The organism is Streptomyces sp. NBC_00490 (assembly GCF_036013645.1).
Classification (GTDB): domain Bacteria; phylum Actinomycetota; class Actinomycetes; order Streptomycetales; family Streptomycetaceae; genus Streptomyces; species Streptomyces canus_F.
This window is the reverse complement of record NZ_CP107869.1, coordinates 9,124,290-9,140,139: the sequence shown is the minus strand read 5'-3', so window position 1 is coordinate 9,140,139 and position 15,850 is coordinate 9,124,290. Positions and strand designations below refer to the sequence as shown.

Below are 15,850 nucleotides of genomic sequence, written 5' to 3'. Positions count from 1 at the left end.
CATGTGTTCGATCAGTTCCCGGTGCACTCGTACGAGTGGTCAGCCCCAGGCGTCAGCCCTCACCCCTGACGATGTGGCCGTCCGCGGCCGGGCATGCGCGCGGCCACCGCGGGGTTCATCTTCCTTCTGCTGCACGGGTGCTCGGCGTTGTCGGGCGCCGGGTGTCCGTCGGCGCCGGCCGGCACTCACCGCTCCAGTGAGATCTCGCTCCACACCTGCTTGCCCCCGCTGACCGGCAGCGTCCCCCAGACGTCCGACATGGCCTCGACGAGGAGGATGCCGCGCCCGCCGGTGGCCTCCCAGCCGATACGCGTCGCCCTCGCGGGGGTGCGCGGCGAGGAGTCGGCGACGGCGACGCGCAGCCGGTCGTTGACGAGGGTGAGTTCGAGACGGACCCGGCCGTCGGTGTGCACGAGGGCGTTGGTGACGAGCTCGGACACGACGAGCAGCACGGTGTCCAGGGCGTCGTCGGGCACGCCCCAGGCGCGCATGGTGCGCCGGGTGAAGCGCCGGGCGTGTCCGACGGCCTGGGGGACGCGCCAGACCGTCCAGCTCTCGCGCTGCGGACGGGTGGCCATGCCGTCGTAGCGCATGAGGAGCAGGGCGACGTCGTCGCTGCGGCGGGCGTTGCCGAGCAGGGCGTCGGCGACGAGGCCCAGGTGGGCGGGGTCGGAGGCGGACAGCCCCTGGGCGAAGCGGTCCATGCCCTCGTCGATGTCGGAGTCGACGGACTCCACGAGGCCGTCGGTGGTCAGGGCGATCAGGGTGCCGGGCTGGAGTCTGAGCGGGGTCATCGGGAAGTCCGCCTGCATGACCACACCCAGGGGAGGGCCCCCTTCGGCCTCGACGATCTCGGTACCGCCATCCGGGTGACGCAGCACCGGCGGCAGGTGTCCGGCGCGCACGTACCAGGCGGAGCCCTCCTCCAGATCGACGTCGACATAGCAGCAGGTGGCGAAGAGGTCGGTCTCCATGTCCATGAGGAGCCGGTTGGCATGGGAGACGACGACGTCCGGGGGGTGCCCCTCGACGGCGTAGGCGCGCAGGGCGGTGCGCATCTGGCCCATCAGGGTGGCGGCGGCCGCGCTGTGGCCCTGGACGTCGCCGATGACGAGGGCCACGTGGTTGTCGGGCAGCGGGATCACGTCGTACCAGTCGCCGCCCAGCTCCAGCCCCGTGGTGCTGGGCAGATAGCGGGCGACGGCGACCGCGCCGGGCAGCTTGGGCAGGCGGCGCGGCAGCAGCTGGCGCTGGAGCATGCCGACGAGTTCGTGTTCGGCGTCGAAGGCGTGGGCGCGCATCAGCGCCTGGCCCGCGAGACCGGCGGAGGCGGTGAGCAGGGCGCGTTCGTCGGGGCCGAAGTCGTGCGGGGTGTCCCAGCCGATCAGACAGGCCCCGACCATGCGGCCCCCGCCAGGCAGCGGGAGCACGGCGAGGCCGCCGGGGCCGACCTCGGCGAGGGCGGGTTCCAGGGCGGTGCCGGCGGGCCAGATGTGGGCGCGGCCCTCGCTCAGGGCCGCGGCGAGGGTGGGCATGGCGCGTACCGGCGCGTCGGGCCACTCGGTGCGCCACTCCAGGCGCCACAGCTCGGGCCAGGACTCCGCCTCGGGCGGGTCCAGGACGGTGACGATGAGCCGGTCGCCCTCCAGCTCGGCGAGCGCGATGCGGTCGGCCTGGAGGGGCTTGCGCAGGGCGGCGACCACGGCCTGGCTGACGTCACGGACGGTGCCGGCGGCGGCCAGGGCGGCGGCCAGGCGCTGGACGCGGGCCACGTCGGTGACGTCGGAGCGCAGCGTGGAGGCGTCGGCGACGGTGCCCACCAGACGGGCGGGGCGGCCCTCGCCGCCCGGCAGGAGGCGGCCGCGCAGTCTGAGCCATTTGGGTGGTCCGGTGGGCTGGAGGACCCGGAACTCCAGCTCGCGCTCGCCGATGGACATGTGGTCGGCCTCGACGACCGACATCAGGGAGGGCAGGTCCTCGGGCACGGTCAGCGCCAGCAGGGTCTCGACCCGGCCGTCGAAGTCCTCGCGGCCCATGCGGAACAGTTGCAGGATGTCGACGCCGACCTCGACGCGTCCGGTGTCCATGGCGAGGGTGAACGCGTTGGCGGGCAGTTCCTCGCCCTCGGCGGGCCGGGCCGGAGCGGAGTAGGCCACCGCGTCGGCGATGAGTTCCAGGCATGCGCGGTCGTCGGCGTCGAAGCCTTCGGGGCGCTCACTCACCGCGACCAGACAGCCCCCGCCGCCGCCCCCGCGGGCGGGCAGGGCCGCGAGGCAGAAGTCCCCCGCCGGGGTGCGCCGCGCCTCGGCGGCCTCGGCGAGCTCCTCGGGGCCGAGCCAGGCGGCCTTGCCGGTGCGGTGGACGTCGGCCACCGGGGACCGTCCGGAGGCGGGATAGCCGTCGCGTACGCCGTACAGGGTCCGCGGCACTCCGACCGACTCCGCCAGGCACAGCAGCTCGCCGTCCGGGCTCGGCGTGTACACGGCGGCGAAGGAGGCCCTGGCGAAGACGAGCACCTGCTCCAGGACGCGCCGCAGCCGCTCGGGTGAGCCCGGATCGGCCGTGACCGCTTTGAGGGCGATTTCGGCACGCGGGGTTCCCGTTCTGCGTCCCGCGGCGCCCTCACTGACCACGTCCGCCATTACAGCGCTTATGAGACACCCGCGCAGCCCCTGTGACCGTTCCGTGGAGTTCCCGCGGTGGCTCCGGGGTGCTCACGCTCGAAACCCACCGAACAAGTCTTGACCCATGCGTTTCGCACGGTGAGCTCGTGACAGGCATGACTGTCCGTGCCCACCGTCCCCGCAGGAAGCTCGATGCCGGGCCACGGAGGGGGTCGTATGGACAAGCGGTACGAGGTGTACGCGCTCGCCGACCGGCATTTCTACGAGACGCCGGACCGGCTGTCCGCGGGAGTGACGGAGGCGGCACCCCAGTACGAGACGGCGCGCCGCGAGGTGCCCGGCGGCTGGGACGCCTCGCGGATCGGCGACTGGCTGGCGCTGACACCGCTCGGCGCGGACGGCGCCCCCGCGCCGGGGCCGGCCCAGGGATGGAAGATCCACGCCTCGGCCACCCGGGCGAACGCCGAGCGGATCGCGGCGATCGTGTGGGACTACTGCGTGCCGCGGCGCATCGCGTTCAAGTTCGTCCCGGGACCGCATCTGCTGCACCTGCGCAACACCAAGTACGCGGGCCGCGACACCAGCGGCAAGTTCGTCACGATCTACCCGGCCGACGAGGAGCAGCTGCACACCGTCCTGCGTGAGCTGGGCAAGCTCCTCGAAGGCTTCGAGGGGCCCTACATCCTCACCGATCTGCGCTGGTACGACGGCCCGCTCTATGTCCGCTACGGCGCGTTCGCCCGCACCTTCGTGGTCGACGAGCGGGGCTCGCTGGTGCCGGCGGTGCGGGACGGCGCGGGGAAGCTGATCCCGGACCGGCGGGCGCCGTCCTTCCAGGTGCCCGAGTGGGTGACGCTGCCGGCGTTCCTGGAGCCGCATCTGGCGGCGCGGAACACGACGACGGTGGGTGACCTGCCGTACCGGATCGAGAAGGCGCTGCACTTCTCGAACGGCGGCGGGGTGTACGCGGGCACCGACACCCGGGACGGCAGCAAGGTCGTCCTCAAGGAGGGGCGGCCGCACGCGGGGCTGGCCGCGGACGGGGCGGACGCGATCTCGCGGCTGGAGCGGGAGAAGTACGCCCTGGAACAGGTGGCGGGGACGGGTGTGGTGCCGGAGGTGCGGGACTGGTTCACGCTCGGTGACCACCGGTTCCTCGTCATGGACTTCCTGGAAGGGCGCCCGCTGAACTCGTTCTTCGCGGAGCGGCACCCGCTGCTCACCCCGGATCCCGATCCGAAGGCCGTGGCGGACTACACGGCGTGGGCGGTGCGCATCCACGGGGCCGTGGAGCGGGCGGTGGCGGCGGTGCACGCGCGCGGGATCGTCTTCAACGACCTGCACGTCTTCAACATCATGGTCGGCCCGGACGAGGAGTCGGTGTCCCTGCTCGACTTCGAGGCGGCCGCGCCCGTCAGCGAGAACGGCCGACAAGTGGTCGCCCACCCCGGGTTCTTCGCTCCGCCGGACCGCACCGGCATCGACGTCGACCGGTACGCGCTGGCGTGCCTGCGGCTCGCGCTGTTCCTGCCGGTCACCACGCTGTTCGTGGTCGACCGCGGCAAGGCGGCCCATCTGGCGGAGGTGATCACCCGTCAGTTCCCGGACGTGCCGCGCGAGTTCCTCGACGAGGCGGTCGCGGAGATCACCCGGGAGACGCCGGTGCGCGCGCCGTCCTACGTGGAGCCGGGCGACTGGCCGTTCAGCCGCGACTCGATGGTCAAGGCGATCCTCGCCTCGGCCACCCCGGAGCGCGAGGACCGGCTCTTCCCCGGCGACATCGCGCAGTTCTCCGACGGCGGCGGCCTGGGCCTCGCGCACGGCGCGGCCGGGGTGCTGTACGCGCTGGACGCGATCGGCGCCGAGCGGTACGAGGAGGGCGAACGCTGGCTCCTGGCCCGCACCGCGCCGCCGCCCAGGGGCACACCGCTGGGCCTCTACGACGGGCTCGCGGGCGTCGCCCACGTCCTGGACCGGCTCGGGCACCGCCAGCGCGCGCTCGACCTGACCGACTCGATCCTCGCCGAGCGCTGGCAGAACCTCTCCTCCGACCTGCACGGCGGGCTGGCCGGACTCGGCCTGGTGCTGGGCGAGTTGGCCCGCACGACCGGCGAGGCGGAGCTGCGGGACCGGGCCGCGGAGGCCGCCGACATCCTCGTACGACGTCTCGCGGAGCCGGTCCCAGACGCGCCCCGGCGGCGACGGGCCGGACTGCTGCGGGGTGCGAGCGGGGCCGCGCTGTTCCTGCTGCGGCAGTACGAACACACCGGTGAACAGCGGTTGTTGGCGGCGGCCGAGGTGGCGCTGCGGCGTGACCTGGAGTGCTGCGCGACCCGCGAGGGCGGTGCGATGGAGGTCGACGAGGGCTGGCGCACGCTGCCGTATCTCGGCGACGGCAGCGCGGGCATCGGGATGGTCCTGGACGACTACCTCGCCCATGCCGACGGCCCCGGCGAGGAGTTCGTCCACGCGCGAGACGGCATCCTGACGGCCGCCACCTGCCGCTTCTATGTGCAGCCCGGCCTCTTCCAGGGCCGTGCCGGGCTGATCCTGCACCTGGCCCGCACCGGCGACGCGCGGCTCGCCGGCCAGATCGCCGGGCTCGGCTGGTTCGCGATGGACTACCAGGGCCAACTGGCCTTCCCCGGACACCAGATGATGCGGCTGTCGATGGACCTGGGCACCGGAACGGCAGGGTGCCTGCTCGCGCTCGGCGCGGCCCTCGACAGCGGTACGCACGCGCACCTGCCGTTCCTGCCGCCGCTCGGGCGGCCCCCACAGCGCGGTTCCGCGAACTGACGGAGCCGTGAACCCAACCCCGTCCCCACGGGTGGACGACACCGATGGAAGGAAGCGACATGGCACTTCTCGACCTGCAGACGATGGAGTCCGACGAGCTCACCGGCGGCGGCAACAGCACCCTGAGCCTGCTGTCCTGCGTGAGCGCCGCGAGCGTCACGCTCTGTCTCTGACGAGCACCCTGCGTATCTAGGATCCGGGCGGCCGCTCCCGCGAGGGAGAGGCCGCCCGGAGCCCCGCACATCGAGGGGTGACATGGCTGAGAACGTCGGCACGCCGCACGGGCCGTTCGGTCCGGCCCCCGCCCGCTGGCTGGCCCTGTGCCTGGCGAGCACGGCGGCGACCGGCGCCGCGCTGCTGCTGCCCGCCGCGCTGGGCCGCACCCTGGACCTGCTCCTCGCGCACGACCCGGCGACCCGCTGGGTGCTGTACTGCGCCGCACTCGTCCTGCTGATCGCTCTCCTCGACGCCTGCGAGACCGTGCTCGGCGGCACGGTCGACGCCCGCACCACCGCCTGGCTGCGCCGGCGCCTCACCGCTCATGTCCTGGCCGTCGGACCGCGCGCCACCGCCCGCTTCGGACCCGGCGATCTCGTCGCCCGGCTCGTCGGCAACGCCGCGCAGGCCGGCACCGCGCCGACCTCCCGCGCCGCCCTGCTCTCCGCGCTGGCCGGACCGGTCGGCGGCCTGGTCGCCCTCGCCCTGATCGATCCGTGGCTCGCGGCCGTATGGCTGGCCGGAGCACCGGTCCTGGCGCTGCTGCTGCGCGCCTTCGCCCGCGACACCCGGGAATGCGTGACGCGCTACCAGGAGGCGCAGGGGCGGATCGCGGCGGCGCTCTCCGAGGCCGTCGGCGGACACCGCACGATCGCGGCGGCCGGGACGGCGGACCGCGAGACGGCGCGGATCCTGCGACCGCTGCCCGAACTCTCCTCGGCCGGGCATCGCATGTGGCGGGTGCAGGGCCGGGCGGCCGGCCAGTCCGTCGCCGTGGCACCGCTGCTCCAGCTCGGCGTCGTCGCCGTGGCCGGCGTCCTGCTCGCCCGGCACCGGCTGACGGTGGGCGAGGTGCTCGCGGCCTCGCGCTACGCGGTGCTCGCGACCGGCGTCGGTGTCCTGGTGGGACAGCTCGCGGGCCTGGCCCGCGCCCGGGCCGCCGCCGGACGGCTCACCGAGGTGCTCGCGGAGCCCGCCCCTGAGCACGGCGAACGCCGACTGCCCTGCGGCCCCGGCCGGTTGGAGTTGCGCGGTGTCACCGCCCGGCGCGGCGGACGGGCCGTGCTCGACGGCGTGGACCTCGTCGTGCCCGGTGGGACGACCCTCGCCGTGGTCGGCCGGTCCGGCGCGGGCAAGTCGCTGCTGGCGGCGCTCGCCGGCCGCCTCGCCGACCCGGACGCCGGGGAGGTCCTGCTCGACGGGGTGCCGCTGCGGGAGCTGACCCGTGACGAGCTGCGCCGGGCGATCGGCCACGCCTTCGAACGACCCGCCCTGCTGGGCGGCACCCTGGCGCAGGAGATCGGCCTCGGCCTCACCGCCCCCTCCCCCGCCCGGATCCGGGAAGCGGCCCGCGCGGCCCACGCGGACGACTTCGTCAGCCGGCTCCCCGCCGGGTACGCGACCCGCTGCGCCGACGCCCCGCGCTCCGGCGGCGAGTCCCAACGCCTGGGTCTGGCCCGGGCGTTCGCCCACGGCGGCCGCCTCCTCGTCCTCGACGACGCCCTGTCCAGCCTCGACACGGTGACGGAGGCCCGGATCACCGAGTCCCTGGTGGGCGCCGGCACGGACGGCACCCGGCTGCTGATCGCCCACCGAGCGTCGACGGCGGCCCGCGCGGACGCGGTGGCCTGGCTGGATGCGGGACGGATCCGGGCGGTCGGACCGCACGAGGAGTTGTGGCGGATGCCGGGGTACCGGGCGGTGTTCGCGGGCGGGGAGGGGATGTGAAGGGCGGGAGCGCCGGAGCGCAGCCGGCGGAGAGGGTTCTGCGTCCCGGTCTGCGTTTTCTGTGGGAGCGGTGGCGGGTCGTGCTGCGGCTCGGGGCCTGGTCCGTGCTGGAGACGGGGCAGACTTTCCTCACCGGGTACGCGCCCGCCCGCGCCCTGGACGAGGGGTTCCTGGCGGGACGGGTGGGCACGGGACTCGTGTGGCTGGGAGTGGCCGGGCTCGGTGTCCTCGTCGGGGCGTACGGCACGGTGCGGGTGTACGCCGCGGTCGCCGCGCTCGTCGAACCGCTCAGGGACCGGCTGGTGGCGCGGGTCGTCGCGCGCGGGGTCCGGGAGGGGGACGCCGGGGCGCTGTCCGGGCTCACCCAGCAGGCCGAGATCGCGCGGGACACGTTCGCCGGCCTGGTGATGGTGTCGCGTTCGTTCGTGTTCACCGCGGCCGGCGCCCTCGTCGGCCTGTTCTCGCTCGCCCCGCTGCTCCTCGTGGTGGTCGGGATCCCGCTGCTCGCCGGGGTGGTGCTGTTCGCGGCGACGCTGCGGCCGCTGGCCCGCCGTCAGGAGGCGTTCCTCGTCGCCGACGAGGAGTTGGCGGAGCGGCTCGGTGCCGTCTGCCCGGGGCTGCGGGACATCACGGCGGCCGGTGCGGAGGAACAGGTCGCCGAGGGCACCGGGGAGCGGGTCGACGCCGAACTGCGGGCCGCGAGTTCCCTGGCCCGCTGGGGTGTGCTGCGCGTGGTGTCCCTCGCGGTCGGCGGCCAGGTGCCGATCGTGCTGCTGCTCGCCACCGCGCCCTGGCTGCTGCGCAACGGCGTCACCACGGGCGCCCTGGTCGGCGCCCTCGCCTATGTCACCCAGTCGCTGCTGCCCGCCCTGAGCAACCTGGTGCACGGGCTGGGCACGAGCGGATCGCGGCTGGTGGTCGTGGTGCGGCGACTGCTCCGCGACAGCACACGGGAGACCGGTGCGACGGCGGGCAGCGCGCGCGAACCGTCCGAGGGGCCGCCGCGGACCGGCGGCGCGCCGCCCGCCCGGCTCCCCCGCCCCTCCGGCGACCCGTCCGACGCCCCCGCCCTCTCCGTCACCTCGCTCACCTTCGCCTACGGCCCCGCCGCCGCCCCCGTCGTCCAGGACCTCCACCTCACCCTCGCCCCAGGCGCCCACCTCGCCGTCGTGGGCCCGAGCGGCATCGGGAAGTCCACGCTCACCGCACTGGTCGCCGGGCTGCTGGAGCCCACGAAGGGCTCGGTCCGGGTGTGCGGGCACCCCGTGCCCGGGGCGGAGGCGGCCGCGTGCCGGGTGCTCATCCCGCAGCAGGCCTACGTTCACACCGGCACCCTCGCCGAGAACCTCGGACACCTGCGACCGGACCCCGTGCCCGAGGCGGAACTGCTCGCCGCGGCCGGGGCGGTGGGACTCCTGCCGTTGCTCGAGACGCTCGGCGGACCGCGCGCGACGGTCGATCCGACCGCGCTCTCCGATGGCGAGCGGCAGCTCGTGGCGCTGACCCGCGCCTATCTGTCGTACGCCCCGCTCGTCCTGCTCGACGAGGCGACCTGCCATCTGGACCCGGAGGCCGAGGAGCGTGCGGAGCGGGCCTTCGCCGAGCGGCCCGGCGGCACCCTGGTGGTCGTGGCGCACCGCATGAGTTCGGCCCGTCGCGCGGACCGGGTCCTGGTCATGGACGGGCGGGAGACGGCGTACGGGACGCATGGCGAGCTCATGCGGCGCTCGGCGCTCTACCGGGATCTCGTGGGCAGTTGGACGCCCGTGCCGTCAGAGCCAGCCCTCGCCCTGGGAGATCCGGATCGCGTCGACGCGGTTGCGGGCCCCGGTCTTGCGGGTGATGGCCGCCATGTAGTTGCGCACCGTCCCGTGGGACAGATGCAGGCTCCTCGCGATCTCCGCGATGGAGGCCCCCTCGGCGGCCAGCCCTAACACGCTCAACTCCCGTCTGGTCAGCGGCATTTCGGCGGCCCTGAGGAAGCCGAAGCCCAGTGAGTCGTCGACGAAACGTTTCCCTTCGGCGACCCGCCGGATGCCGCGCACCAGGCGTTCCGGTGAGCCCTCCTTGTCGACATAGCCGAGCGCTCCGGCCTCGGCCGCGCGTTTCAGGAGCCCCGGCCGGTTGGCGCTGGCCAGGACCAGGAGGCGGGGCGGTGGCGCGTCGGACTGGCGGGCGCCCAGGTCGCGCAGTGGGGGTATGCCGTAGGTGTCCGAGCACTCCAGGTCGGCCGCGCAGACGTCCGGCGCCACGGTTCGCAGCCGGTTCGGTGCGTTGCGCCACGGGGCGTCGAACACCCCGAGGTCCGGCTCCCGGCGCAGCCACTCCGCCAGAACCGATCTGACCAGACACTCGTCGTGCACCAGAAGAACCCGGATCAACTGCCCGTCCCTTCGACTCACTGTGCGCCGGTTCCATGGGGTGAGGAGCGCGTGCCCCATTGTTCGCGACCCGCACCTTTCCCGGGCGCGAAGAACCGGCCAACAGGGTGCGTGGGGGCGCACTTCCGGAGCCCGTACGCCGCCGCGCGCTTCGACTGTGGGGGCATGGGAGGGGGCCGAGGGGGTAAGCGCCGGCGTTCGCCGTGGTGCCGGGACGCACGAACGGTCCGACCCTCCCGCCGGAGGGCCGGACCGTGTCCGTGGGTTGCTGGTCGGGCGTTGCGGGGCTGTGGGTCAGTGGGTCTCGGTCTGACCGGAGGAGCCGTCCTCCGCGCCCGCGCCGGCGTCCTCGCCGCCGACCTCCTGACCGCCGACCTCTTCGCCGCCCACCTCTTCGCCACCGGCCTCCTGGCCGCCGACCGCTTCGCCGCCGACCTCTTCACCGGCACCGGCTTCCTCGCCCGCGCCCGCTTCCTCGCCCGCTCCGGCCTCTTCACCGGCACCCGCTCCGGCCTCTTCACCGGCACCGGCACCGGCCTCGTCACCCGCGCCGGCCTCGCCGCCGCCCGCCGCGTCGCCCGCGCCGAGGGTCGCGCCGACCGCCTCCAGGGCGGTGGTGACCGGCTGGAAGAAGGTCTCGCCGCCGACCGTGCAGTCGCCGCTGCCGCCGGAGGTCAGGCCGATGGCCAGGCCGTCCTGGGTGAACAGCGAGCCGCCGCTGTCGCCGGGTTCGGCGCAGACGTTGGTCTGGATGAGCCCGGTGACGGTGCCCTCCGGGTAGTTCACTGTGGCGTCGAGTCCGAGGACCTGGCCGTCGTTGAGACCGGTGGTGCTGCCCATCCGGAACACCTGGAGGCCGACCGCGGCGTCCGCGGCCTGGGAGATCGCGACGGTCTGGTCACCGACGTTGACCTCGCTCGGCGCGACGGTCGCCGGGTCGTCGTACTTGACGAGTGCGAAGTCGCCGTCACCGGGGAACGTGGCCTGGTCGACGGTGGCGATCGGCGCGCCGCCGTCCGCGTCGGACCACTCCGCCGCCGCGACCCCGCAGTGACCGGCGGTCAGGAAGGCCGGGGTGCCGTCGCCCGCGGTGACGTTGAACCCCGCCGAGCAGCGGGCGCCGCCGGCGAAGATGGCGTCGCCGCCGGAGAGGAACGTCTTGAAGGTGCCGGCCGACTTCTTGATGGTCGCCATGCCGGAGCCGAGGGTCTGGACGGTCGACTCCAGCTGGTCCCACTTGCCGCCGGTGACCGTGCTGTCGGCGGTGACGAGGATCTTGTTCGTCCGGGGGTCCACGGCCCAGGCCGTGCCCGGGATCGTCGCGTCGGACTTCAGCGTCTGCGCGCCGGCGGCCAGTTCGGCGAGGCTGTTGTCGACCTCGCGTATCTGCGCGCCGGCCTTCTTCGCCTGGACGATCACATTGTTGTTGTCGCCCGGGACGACGTTGACGACGAGCTGCTGCTGGTCCGTGTCGTAGTACGAACCGGCGAACGACTCGCCGAGCAGGTCGGCGAGCTGGGAGGCGAGATCCGAGGCGTCCGATGCCTTGAGGGTCTTGGGTGCTGCGGTCTGGCCCGAGGAGCCGTCCTGGTTGGCGTTCGCCTGCGGCAGGAGAATTGCGGCTGCTCCGAGCGCCACCACGCCGCCCGCTGCGATCGCGGCCTTGCGCTTCGGAATTCGCTTGTGACTCAAACTACTCGACCTCCTGAAGGACGGGGTCAGTGCCGCCGGTCGTCGGCGGCTTGTCGGGGCGCCTGGATGGCAGTGGGTACGCAGGAGTCACGTGGGGCGTTCAATTCCGTTTGCAGGCAATCTCTTTACGCAACCGCGAATCGGCCAGGCTCCGCGTCCGGCGGGCGGGGAGCGGGAACAATCCCTTATATGACGATGACCACCGCCGAAGCCGACAAGATCCTCGCCGACAACTTCGCCCCCTGGGTCCTTGAACTGGGCCTGTCGGTCGAGGCCCTGGACGACCACCGCGCCACCCTGCGTCTGCCCTGGTCGGACCGTCTGTCGCGGGAGGGCGGGGCCCTGTCGGGACAGGCGCTGATGGCCGCCGCCGACACGGCCACGGTGATCGCGGTCTCGGCGGCGCGCGGCGCCTACGGGCCGATGACGACGGTGCAGCAGTCGACGTCGTTCCAGCGTGCGGTGGCCGGTTCAGATGTCCTGATCGAGGCGGTCGTCACCAAGCTGGGCCGGCGTATGGCGTTCGCCGACATCACGATGACCGACGCGGAGTCGGGCGAACTCGCGGCCCGCGCGAGCACGGTGTACGCGCTGCTGGGCTGACACGGTCCGCGACCGGTCGGCGACGGTCCGTTCCGAACTGCGCGCCGAATCCTGGCTTCAGGGAATCTGCACATCCCATACTCACCGAGGTCACCGGGCGCGGTGGTTCTGCACAAGCCCGCGCGGCCCCGTACGTCATTGGGGCGGGAGTGTCGGATTCGCTTCCCGGGCCGCAAGGGCGCGTATGAACGGAACGCGCGCCAGGTGTGAAGAAGTCGCCACCGCGCCGTGCGCAGTCCTGCACGGTTCGGTGCTCGTGGGGCTCAAGTTGCCTGGTGAGGCCATGGGTTGATTGGAAGGGCACGGCCGCCGCGTGCTTTGATCCATCGCACCGCAGGAGCCGCACAGGGCTTCGGAAACGGGCGCTGGGCGCCTGCGGTCGCGGCCGTCCCCAGAGGGGTCACCGCTCCCCCTTGTGAATACCCATATGAAGGGAAGTTCCATCATGAACTCCACCCCCCAGGTTGAGACCGTCGAGATCTCCGACGCGGAGCTCGACAACGTCTCCGGCGGCCTGCAGCTGAACGCCCTGGGCACCGTCACCGGCCTGGTGGACGGCGTCGCCCCGGTTTCCGGCCTGGTCGACACGGCCGTCGGCACCGTCGAGGGTGTCACCGGCCTCTCCGTGGCCCCGGTCACGAACCTGGTCGCCGGTCTCTGATCGCACCTTGTGTCCTGAGTCCCGGAGCCGCTTCCCGGCTCCGGGACTCACGGATGCCCTGAAGCAACCGGCTCCCAGGAGCCGGTCCACTGTCATTTTCAGGTGGGGGAAAGTCCCGTGCAGTTCCGCCAACAGGCCCTCGCCAAGCTCCAGTCACCGGAGGAGCTCGACCTCCCGGTGCGTTTCGCCCGCCCCCAGGGCTGGCTCGCGCTCTCCGTGACCGTGGTCGTCATGGCCGCCGCGTCCGTGTGGGCGGTGACCGGTTCGGTCGCCTCCACCGTGAGCGCGCCCGCGATCCTCACCCACGGGCAGGGCAGTTACATCCTGCAAAGCCCGGTCGCGGGCCAGGTCACCGCGGTCCTCGCCAAGGAGGGCGAGCAGCTGCCGGCCAACTCCCCCGTACTGAAGGTCCGTACCTCCCAGGGCGCCTCCGTGGTCCGCTCGGTCGCCGCGGGGCGGGTCACCGCGCTGGCCGCGACCATCGGGCAGATCATCCAGACAGGGGCGAACGTCGCCGCCGTGGAGAAGGTCGCGCACACCAAGGACCCCCTCTACGCCACCGTGTACGTGCCCGCCGAGAACGCGGCCTCCATCCCCGCGCACGCCGCCGTGGACCTGACCGTCTCCTCGGTGCCCACCCAGGAGTACGGCGTGCTGCGCGGCCACGTGAAGTCGGTGGACCGCTCCGCGCAGTCGGCGCAGCAGATCTCCGCGTTCCTCGGGGACAGCCAGCTCGGCGAGCAGTTCACCAAGGACGGCAGGCCGGTGGCCGTCCTGGTGAAGCTGGACAAGGCCTCCGGCACCAAGAGCGGCTACCAGTGGTCCTCGAAGGACGGGCCGCCCTTCACCCTGACCTCCATGACCGTGGCCACGGGTTCGATCCGGCTGGCCGACCAGCGCCCCGTCGATTGGCTGCTGCCGTGAGCACCGCACAGGACACCCGCAGCAGACGCCGCGCCACCCCGCCGCCCAAACGGCCCGTCCCCAAGGGCAGGGTGAAGACCGTCCGCACGCCCACCGTCCTCCAGATGGAGGCCGTGGAGTGCGGTGCCGCCTCGCTGGCGATGGTGCTGGGCCACTTCGGCAAGCACGTCCCGCTGGAGGAACTGCGCATCGCGTGCGGTGTCTCGCGCGACGGCTCCCGCGCGAGCAACCTCCTCAAGGCGGCCCGCAGTTACGGCCTGACCGCCAAGGGCATGCAGATGGACACGGCCGCCCTCGCCGAGGTGAGGACGCCGGCCGTGCTGTTCTGGGAGTTCAACCACTACGTCGTCTACGACGGCATGGGCCGCCGCTTCGGCCGCCGCGGGGTGTTCATCAACGACCCCGGCAAGGGCCGCCGGTTCGTGCCCATGGAGGACTTCGACTCCAGCTTCACCGGTGTCGTCCTGGTGATGGAGCCGGGCGACGACTTCACCCGGGGCGGGCGCAAACCGGGAGTGCTCGGCGCGATGCCGGCCCGGCTGCGCGGCACCGCGGGCACGATGCCCGCCGCCGTGCTGTCGAGCCTGCTCCTGGTACTGGTCGGCGCGGCGGTGCCCGCGCTGAGCCGTACCTATATCGACATGTTCCTGATCGGGGGGCAGACCTCCCTGCTCGGCGTGCTGTTCGCGTCGATGGGGACGTGCGTGCTGCTCACTCTCGTGCTCACCTGGCTGCAGCAGGCGAACCTGCTCCGCGGCCGCATCATCTCCTCCACGCTCTCCAGCGCCCGCTTCCTGCGCCATCTGCTGCGGCTGCCGGTGACGTTCTTCTCCCAGCGCAGCCCGGCCGACCTGGTGCAGCGCCTCCAGTCCAACGACGCCGTGTCCGAGACGCTGGCCCGCGACCTCGCGGCGGCGGGCGTGGACGCGGTGGTGGTCGTGCTCTACGCCCTGCTGCTCTACACCTACGATCCGCAGCTCACGTTCGTCGGCATCGGCGTCGCCCTGCTGAACGTCGTCGCCATGCGGGTCGTCATCCGGCTGCGGGCCACCCGTACGGCGAAACTCCGCGCGGACAGCGCCCGGCTCACCAACACCGCCTACACGGGCCTGCAGTTGATCGAGACGATGAAGGCGACCGGCGGCGAGGACGGCTACTTCCGCAAGTGGGCCGGACAGCACGCCACCACGCTGGAGGAGCAGCAGCGGCTCGGCGTGCCGAGCGCCTGGCTGGGTGTGGTCGCCCCGACACTGGCCTCGCTCAACAGCGCGCTGATCCTGTGGATCGGCGGCATGCGCGCGGTGGAGGGCGGTATCTCGGTCGGTCTGCTGGTCGCGTTCCAGGCGCTGGTCACCCGCTTCACCGCCCCGATCACCCGGCTCAACGGAGTCGCCGGGCGCATCCAGGACTTCGCGGCGGACGTGGCCCGTCTCAAGGACGTGGAGAACTTCCAGGCGGACCCGCTCTACGGCCGCCAGGGCGCCGGTGACTCCACACGCCGTCTGCACGGCCATGTCGAGCTGCAGAACATCACCTTCGGCTACAACCCGCTCGACAAGCCCCTGCTGACCGGCTTCGACCTGACCGTCGGCCCGGGCCAGCAGGTCGCCCTCGTCGGTGGTTCGGGCAGCGGCAAGTCCACGGTCTCCCGGCTGATATCGGGCCTCTACACGGCCTGGGAGGGCGTCATCCGCATCGACGGACAGCGTTTGGAGGACATCCCGCGCGGGGCGCTCGCCTCCTCCGTCTCCTTCGTCGACCAGGACGTCTTCCTCTTCGAGGGCTCGATCCGCGACAACGTGGCGCTGTGGGACCCGTCGATCCCGGACGAGGCGGTGGTCGACGCGCTGCGGGACGCGGCGCTGTACGACGTGGTGATGCGCCGCCCCGGCGGCATCCAGAGCCGGGTCGAGCAGGACGGGCGCAACTTCTCCGGCGGCCAGCGCCAACGCCTGGAGATCGCCAGGGCGTTGGTCCGCCGTCCCAGCATTCTGGTGCTGGACGAGGTGACGAGCGCGCTGGACGCGGAGACCGAGCAGATCGTGATGGACAACCTCCGCAGGCGCGGCTGTGCGTGTGTGGTGATCGCGCACCGGCTCAGCACCGTGCGCGACAGCGACGAGATCGTCGTACTCCAGCACGGCACGATCGTGGAACGCGGGCGGCACGAGGAGCTGGTGGCGCGCGGCGGTGCGTACGCGGCGCTGGTCAGGGAGCGATGA

The 15,850-nt window shown here is 72.9% G+C and carries 10 protein-coding genes and 1 pseudogene; 8 read left to right on the top strand and 3 right to left on the bottom strand.

The genetic code is table 11. The features are described 5' to 3' along the window. Positions 1–185: 185 nt before the first annotated feature. Positions 186–2,642, bottom strand: coding sequence for a SpoIIE family protein phosphatase (locus OG381_RS41710; protein ID WP_327721164.1), 2,457 nt, complete (start codon positions 2,640–2,642; stop codon positions 186–188). 198 nt (positions 2,643–2,840) lie between these two features. Here OG381_RS41710 and lanKC point away from each other — a divergent pair, with 198 nt between their 5' ends. The 4 genes from lanKC (at position 2,841) to OG381_RS41690 (ending at position 9,301) form a co-directional block, all read left to right on the top strand. Then, positions 2,841–5,423, top strand: coding sequence for a class III lanthionine synthetase LanKC (gene lanKC / locus OG381_RS41705; protein WP_327721163.1), 2,583 nt, complete (start codon positions 2,841–2,843; stop codon positions 5,421–5,423). 59 nt (positions 5,424–5,482) lie between these two features. Beyond that, positions 5,483–5,596, top strand: a complete 114-nt coding sequence (locus OG381_RS41700; protein ID WP_327721162.1) for a SapB/AmfS family lanthipeptide — start codon at positions 5,483–5,485, stop codon at positions 5,594–5,596. Positions 5,597–5,678: 82 nt separating this feature from the next. Then, positions 5,679–7,367 carry an ABC transporter ATP-binding protein gene (locus OG381_RS41695; RefSeq protein WP_327721161.1) on the top strand — a complete coding sequence of 563 codons (1,689 nt, stop codon included), beginning with the start codon at positions 5,679–5,681 and terminating at the stop codon, positions 7,365–7,367. Further along, entirely contained in the window at positions 7,364–9,301 is a 1,938-nt protein-coding gene (locus OG381_RS41690) for an ABC transporter ATP-binding protein (RefSeq protein ID WP_327721160.1), read from the top strand. Before OG381_RS41695 ends, OG381_RS41690 begins: the two co-directional genes overlap by 4 nt. Here the strand turns inward: OG381_RS41690 and OG381_RS41685 are convergent. Together OG381_RS41685 and OG381_RS41680 are read right to left on the bottom strand one after the other, a co-directional pair. Next, positions 9,224–9,808 (bottom strand): annotated as a pseudogene (locus OG381_RS41685) (LuxR C-terminal-related transcriptional regulator); the annotation flags it as partial. The gene OG381_RS41690 and the pseudogene OG381_RS41685 overlap by 78 nt on opposite strands. Before the next feature lie 234 nt (positions 9,809–10,042). Beyond that, positions 10,043–11,440, bottom strand: a complete 1,398-nt coding sequence (locus OG381_RS41680) for a S1 family peptidase (protein ID WP_327721159.1) — start codon at positions 11,438–11,440, stop codon at positions 10,043–10,045. 189 nt (positions 11,441–11,629) lie between these two features. Here OG381_RS41680 and OG381_RS41675 point away from each other — a divergent pair, with 189 nt between their 5' ends. The 4 genes from OG381_RS41675 (at position 11,630) to OG381_RS41660 (ending at position 15,850) form a co-directional block, all read left to right on the top strand. After that, positions 11,630–12,043, top strand: coding sequence for a PaaI family thioesterase (locus tag OG381_RS41675; protein WP_327721158.1), 414 nt, complete (start codon positions 11,630–11,632; stop codon positions 12,041–12,043). A gap of 445 nt (positions 12,044–12,488) precedes the next feature. Next, positions 12,489–12,704 carry a type A2 lantipeptide gene (locus OG381_RS41670; protein WP_327721157.1) on the top strand — a complete coding sequence of 72 codons (216 nt, stop codon included), beginning with the start codon at positions 12,489–12,491 and terminating at the stop codon, positions 12,702–12,704. A 117-nt stretch (positions 12,705–12,821) separates the two neighbouring features. Then, entirely contained in the window at positions 12,822–13,628 is an 807-nt protein-coding gene (locus OG381_RS41665; protein WP_327721156.1) for an HlyD family efflux transporter periplasmic adaptor subunit, read from the top strand. Continuing rightward, complete coding sequence (locus OG381_RS41660; protein WP_327721154.1) at positions 13,625–15,850, top strand: NHLP family bacteriocin export ABC transporter peptidase/permease/ATPase subunit; 2,226 nt, start codon at positions 13,625–13,627, stop codon at positions 15,848–15,850. Before OG381_RS41665 ends, OG381_RS41660 begins: the two co-directional genes overlap by 4 nt.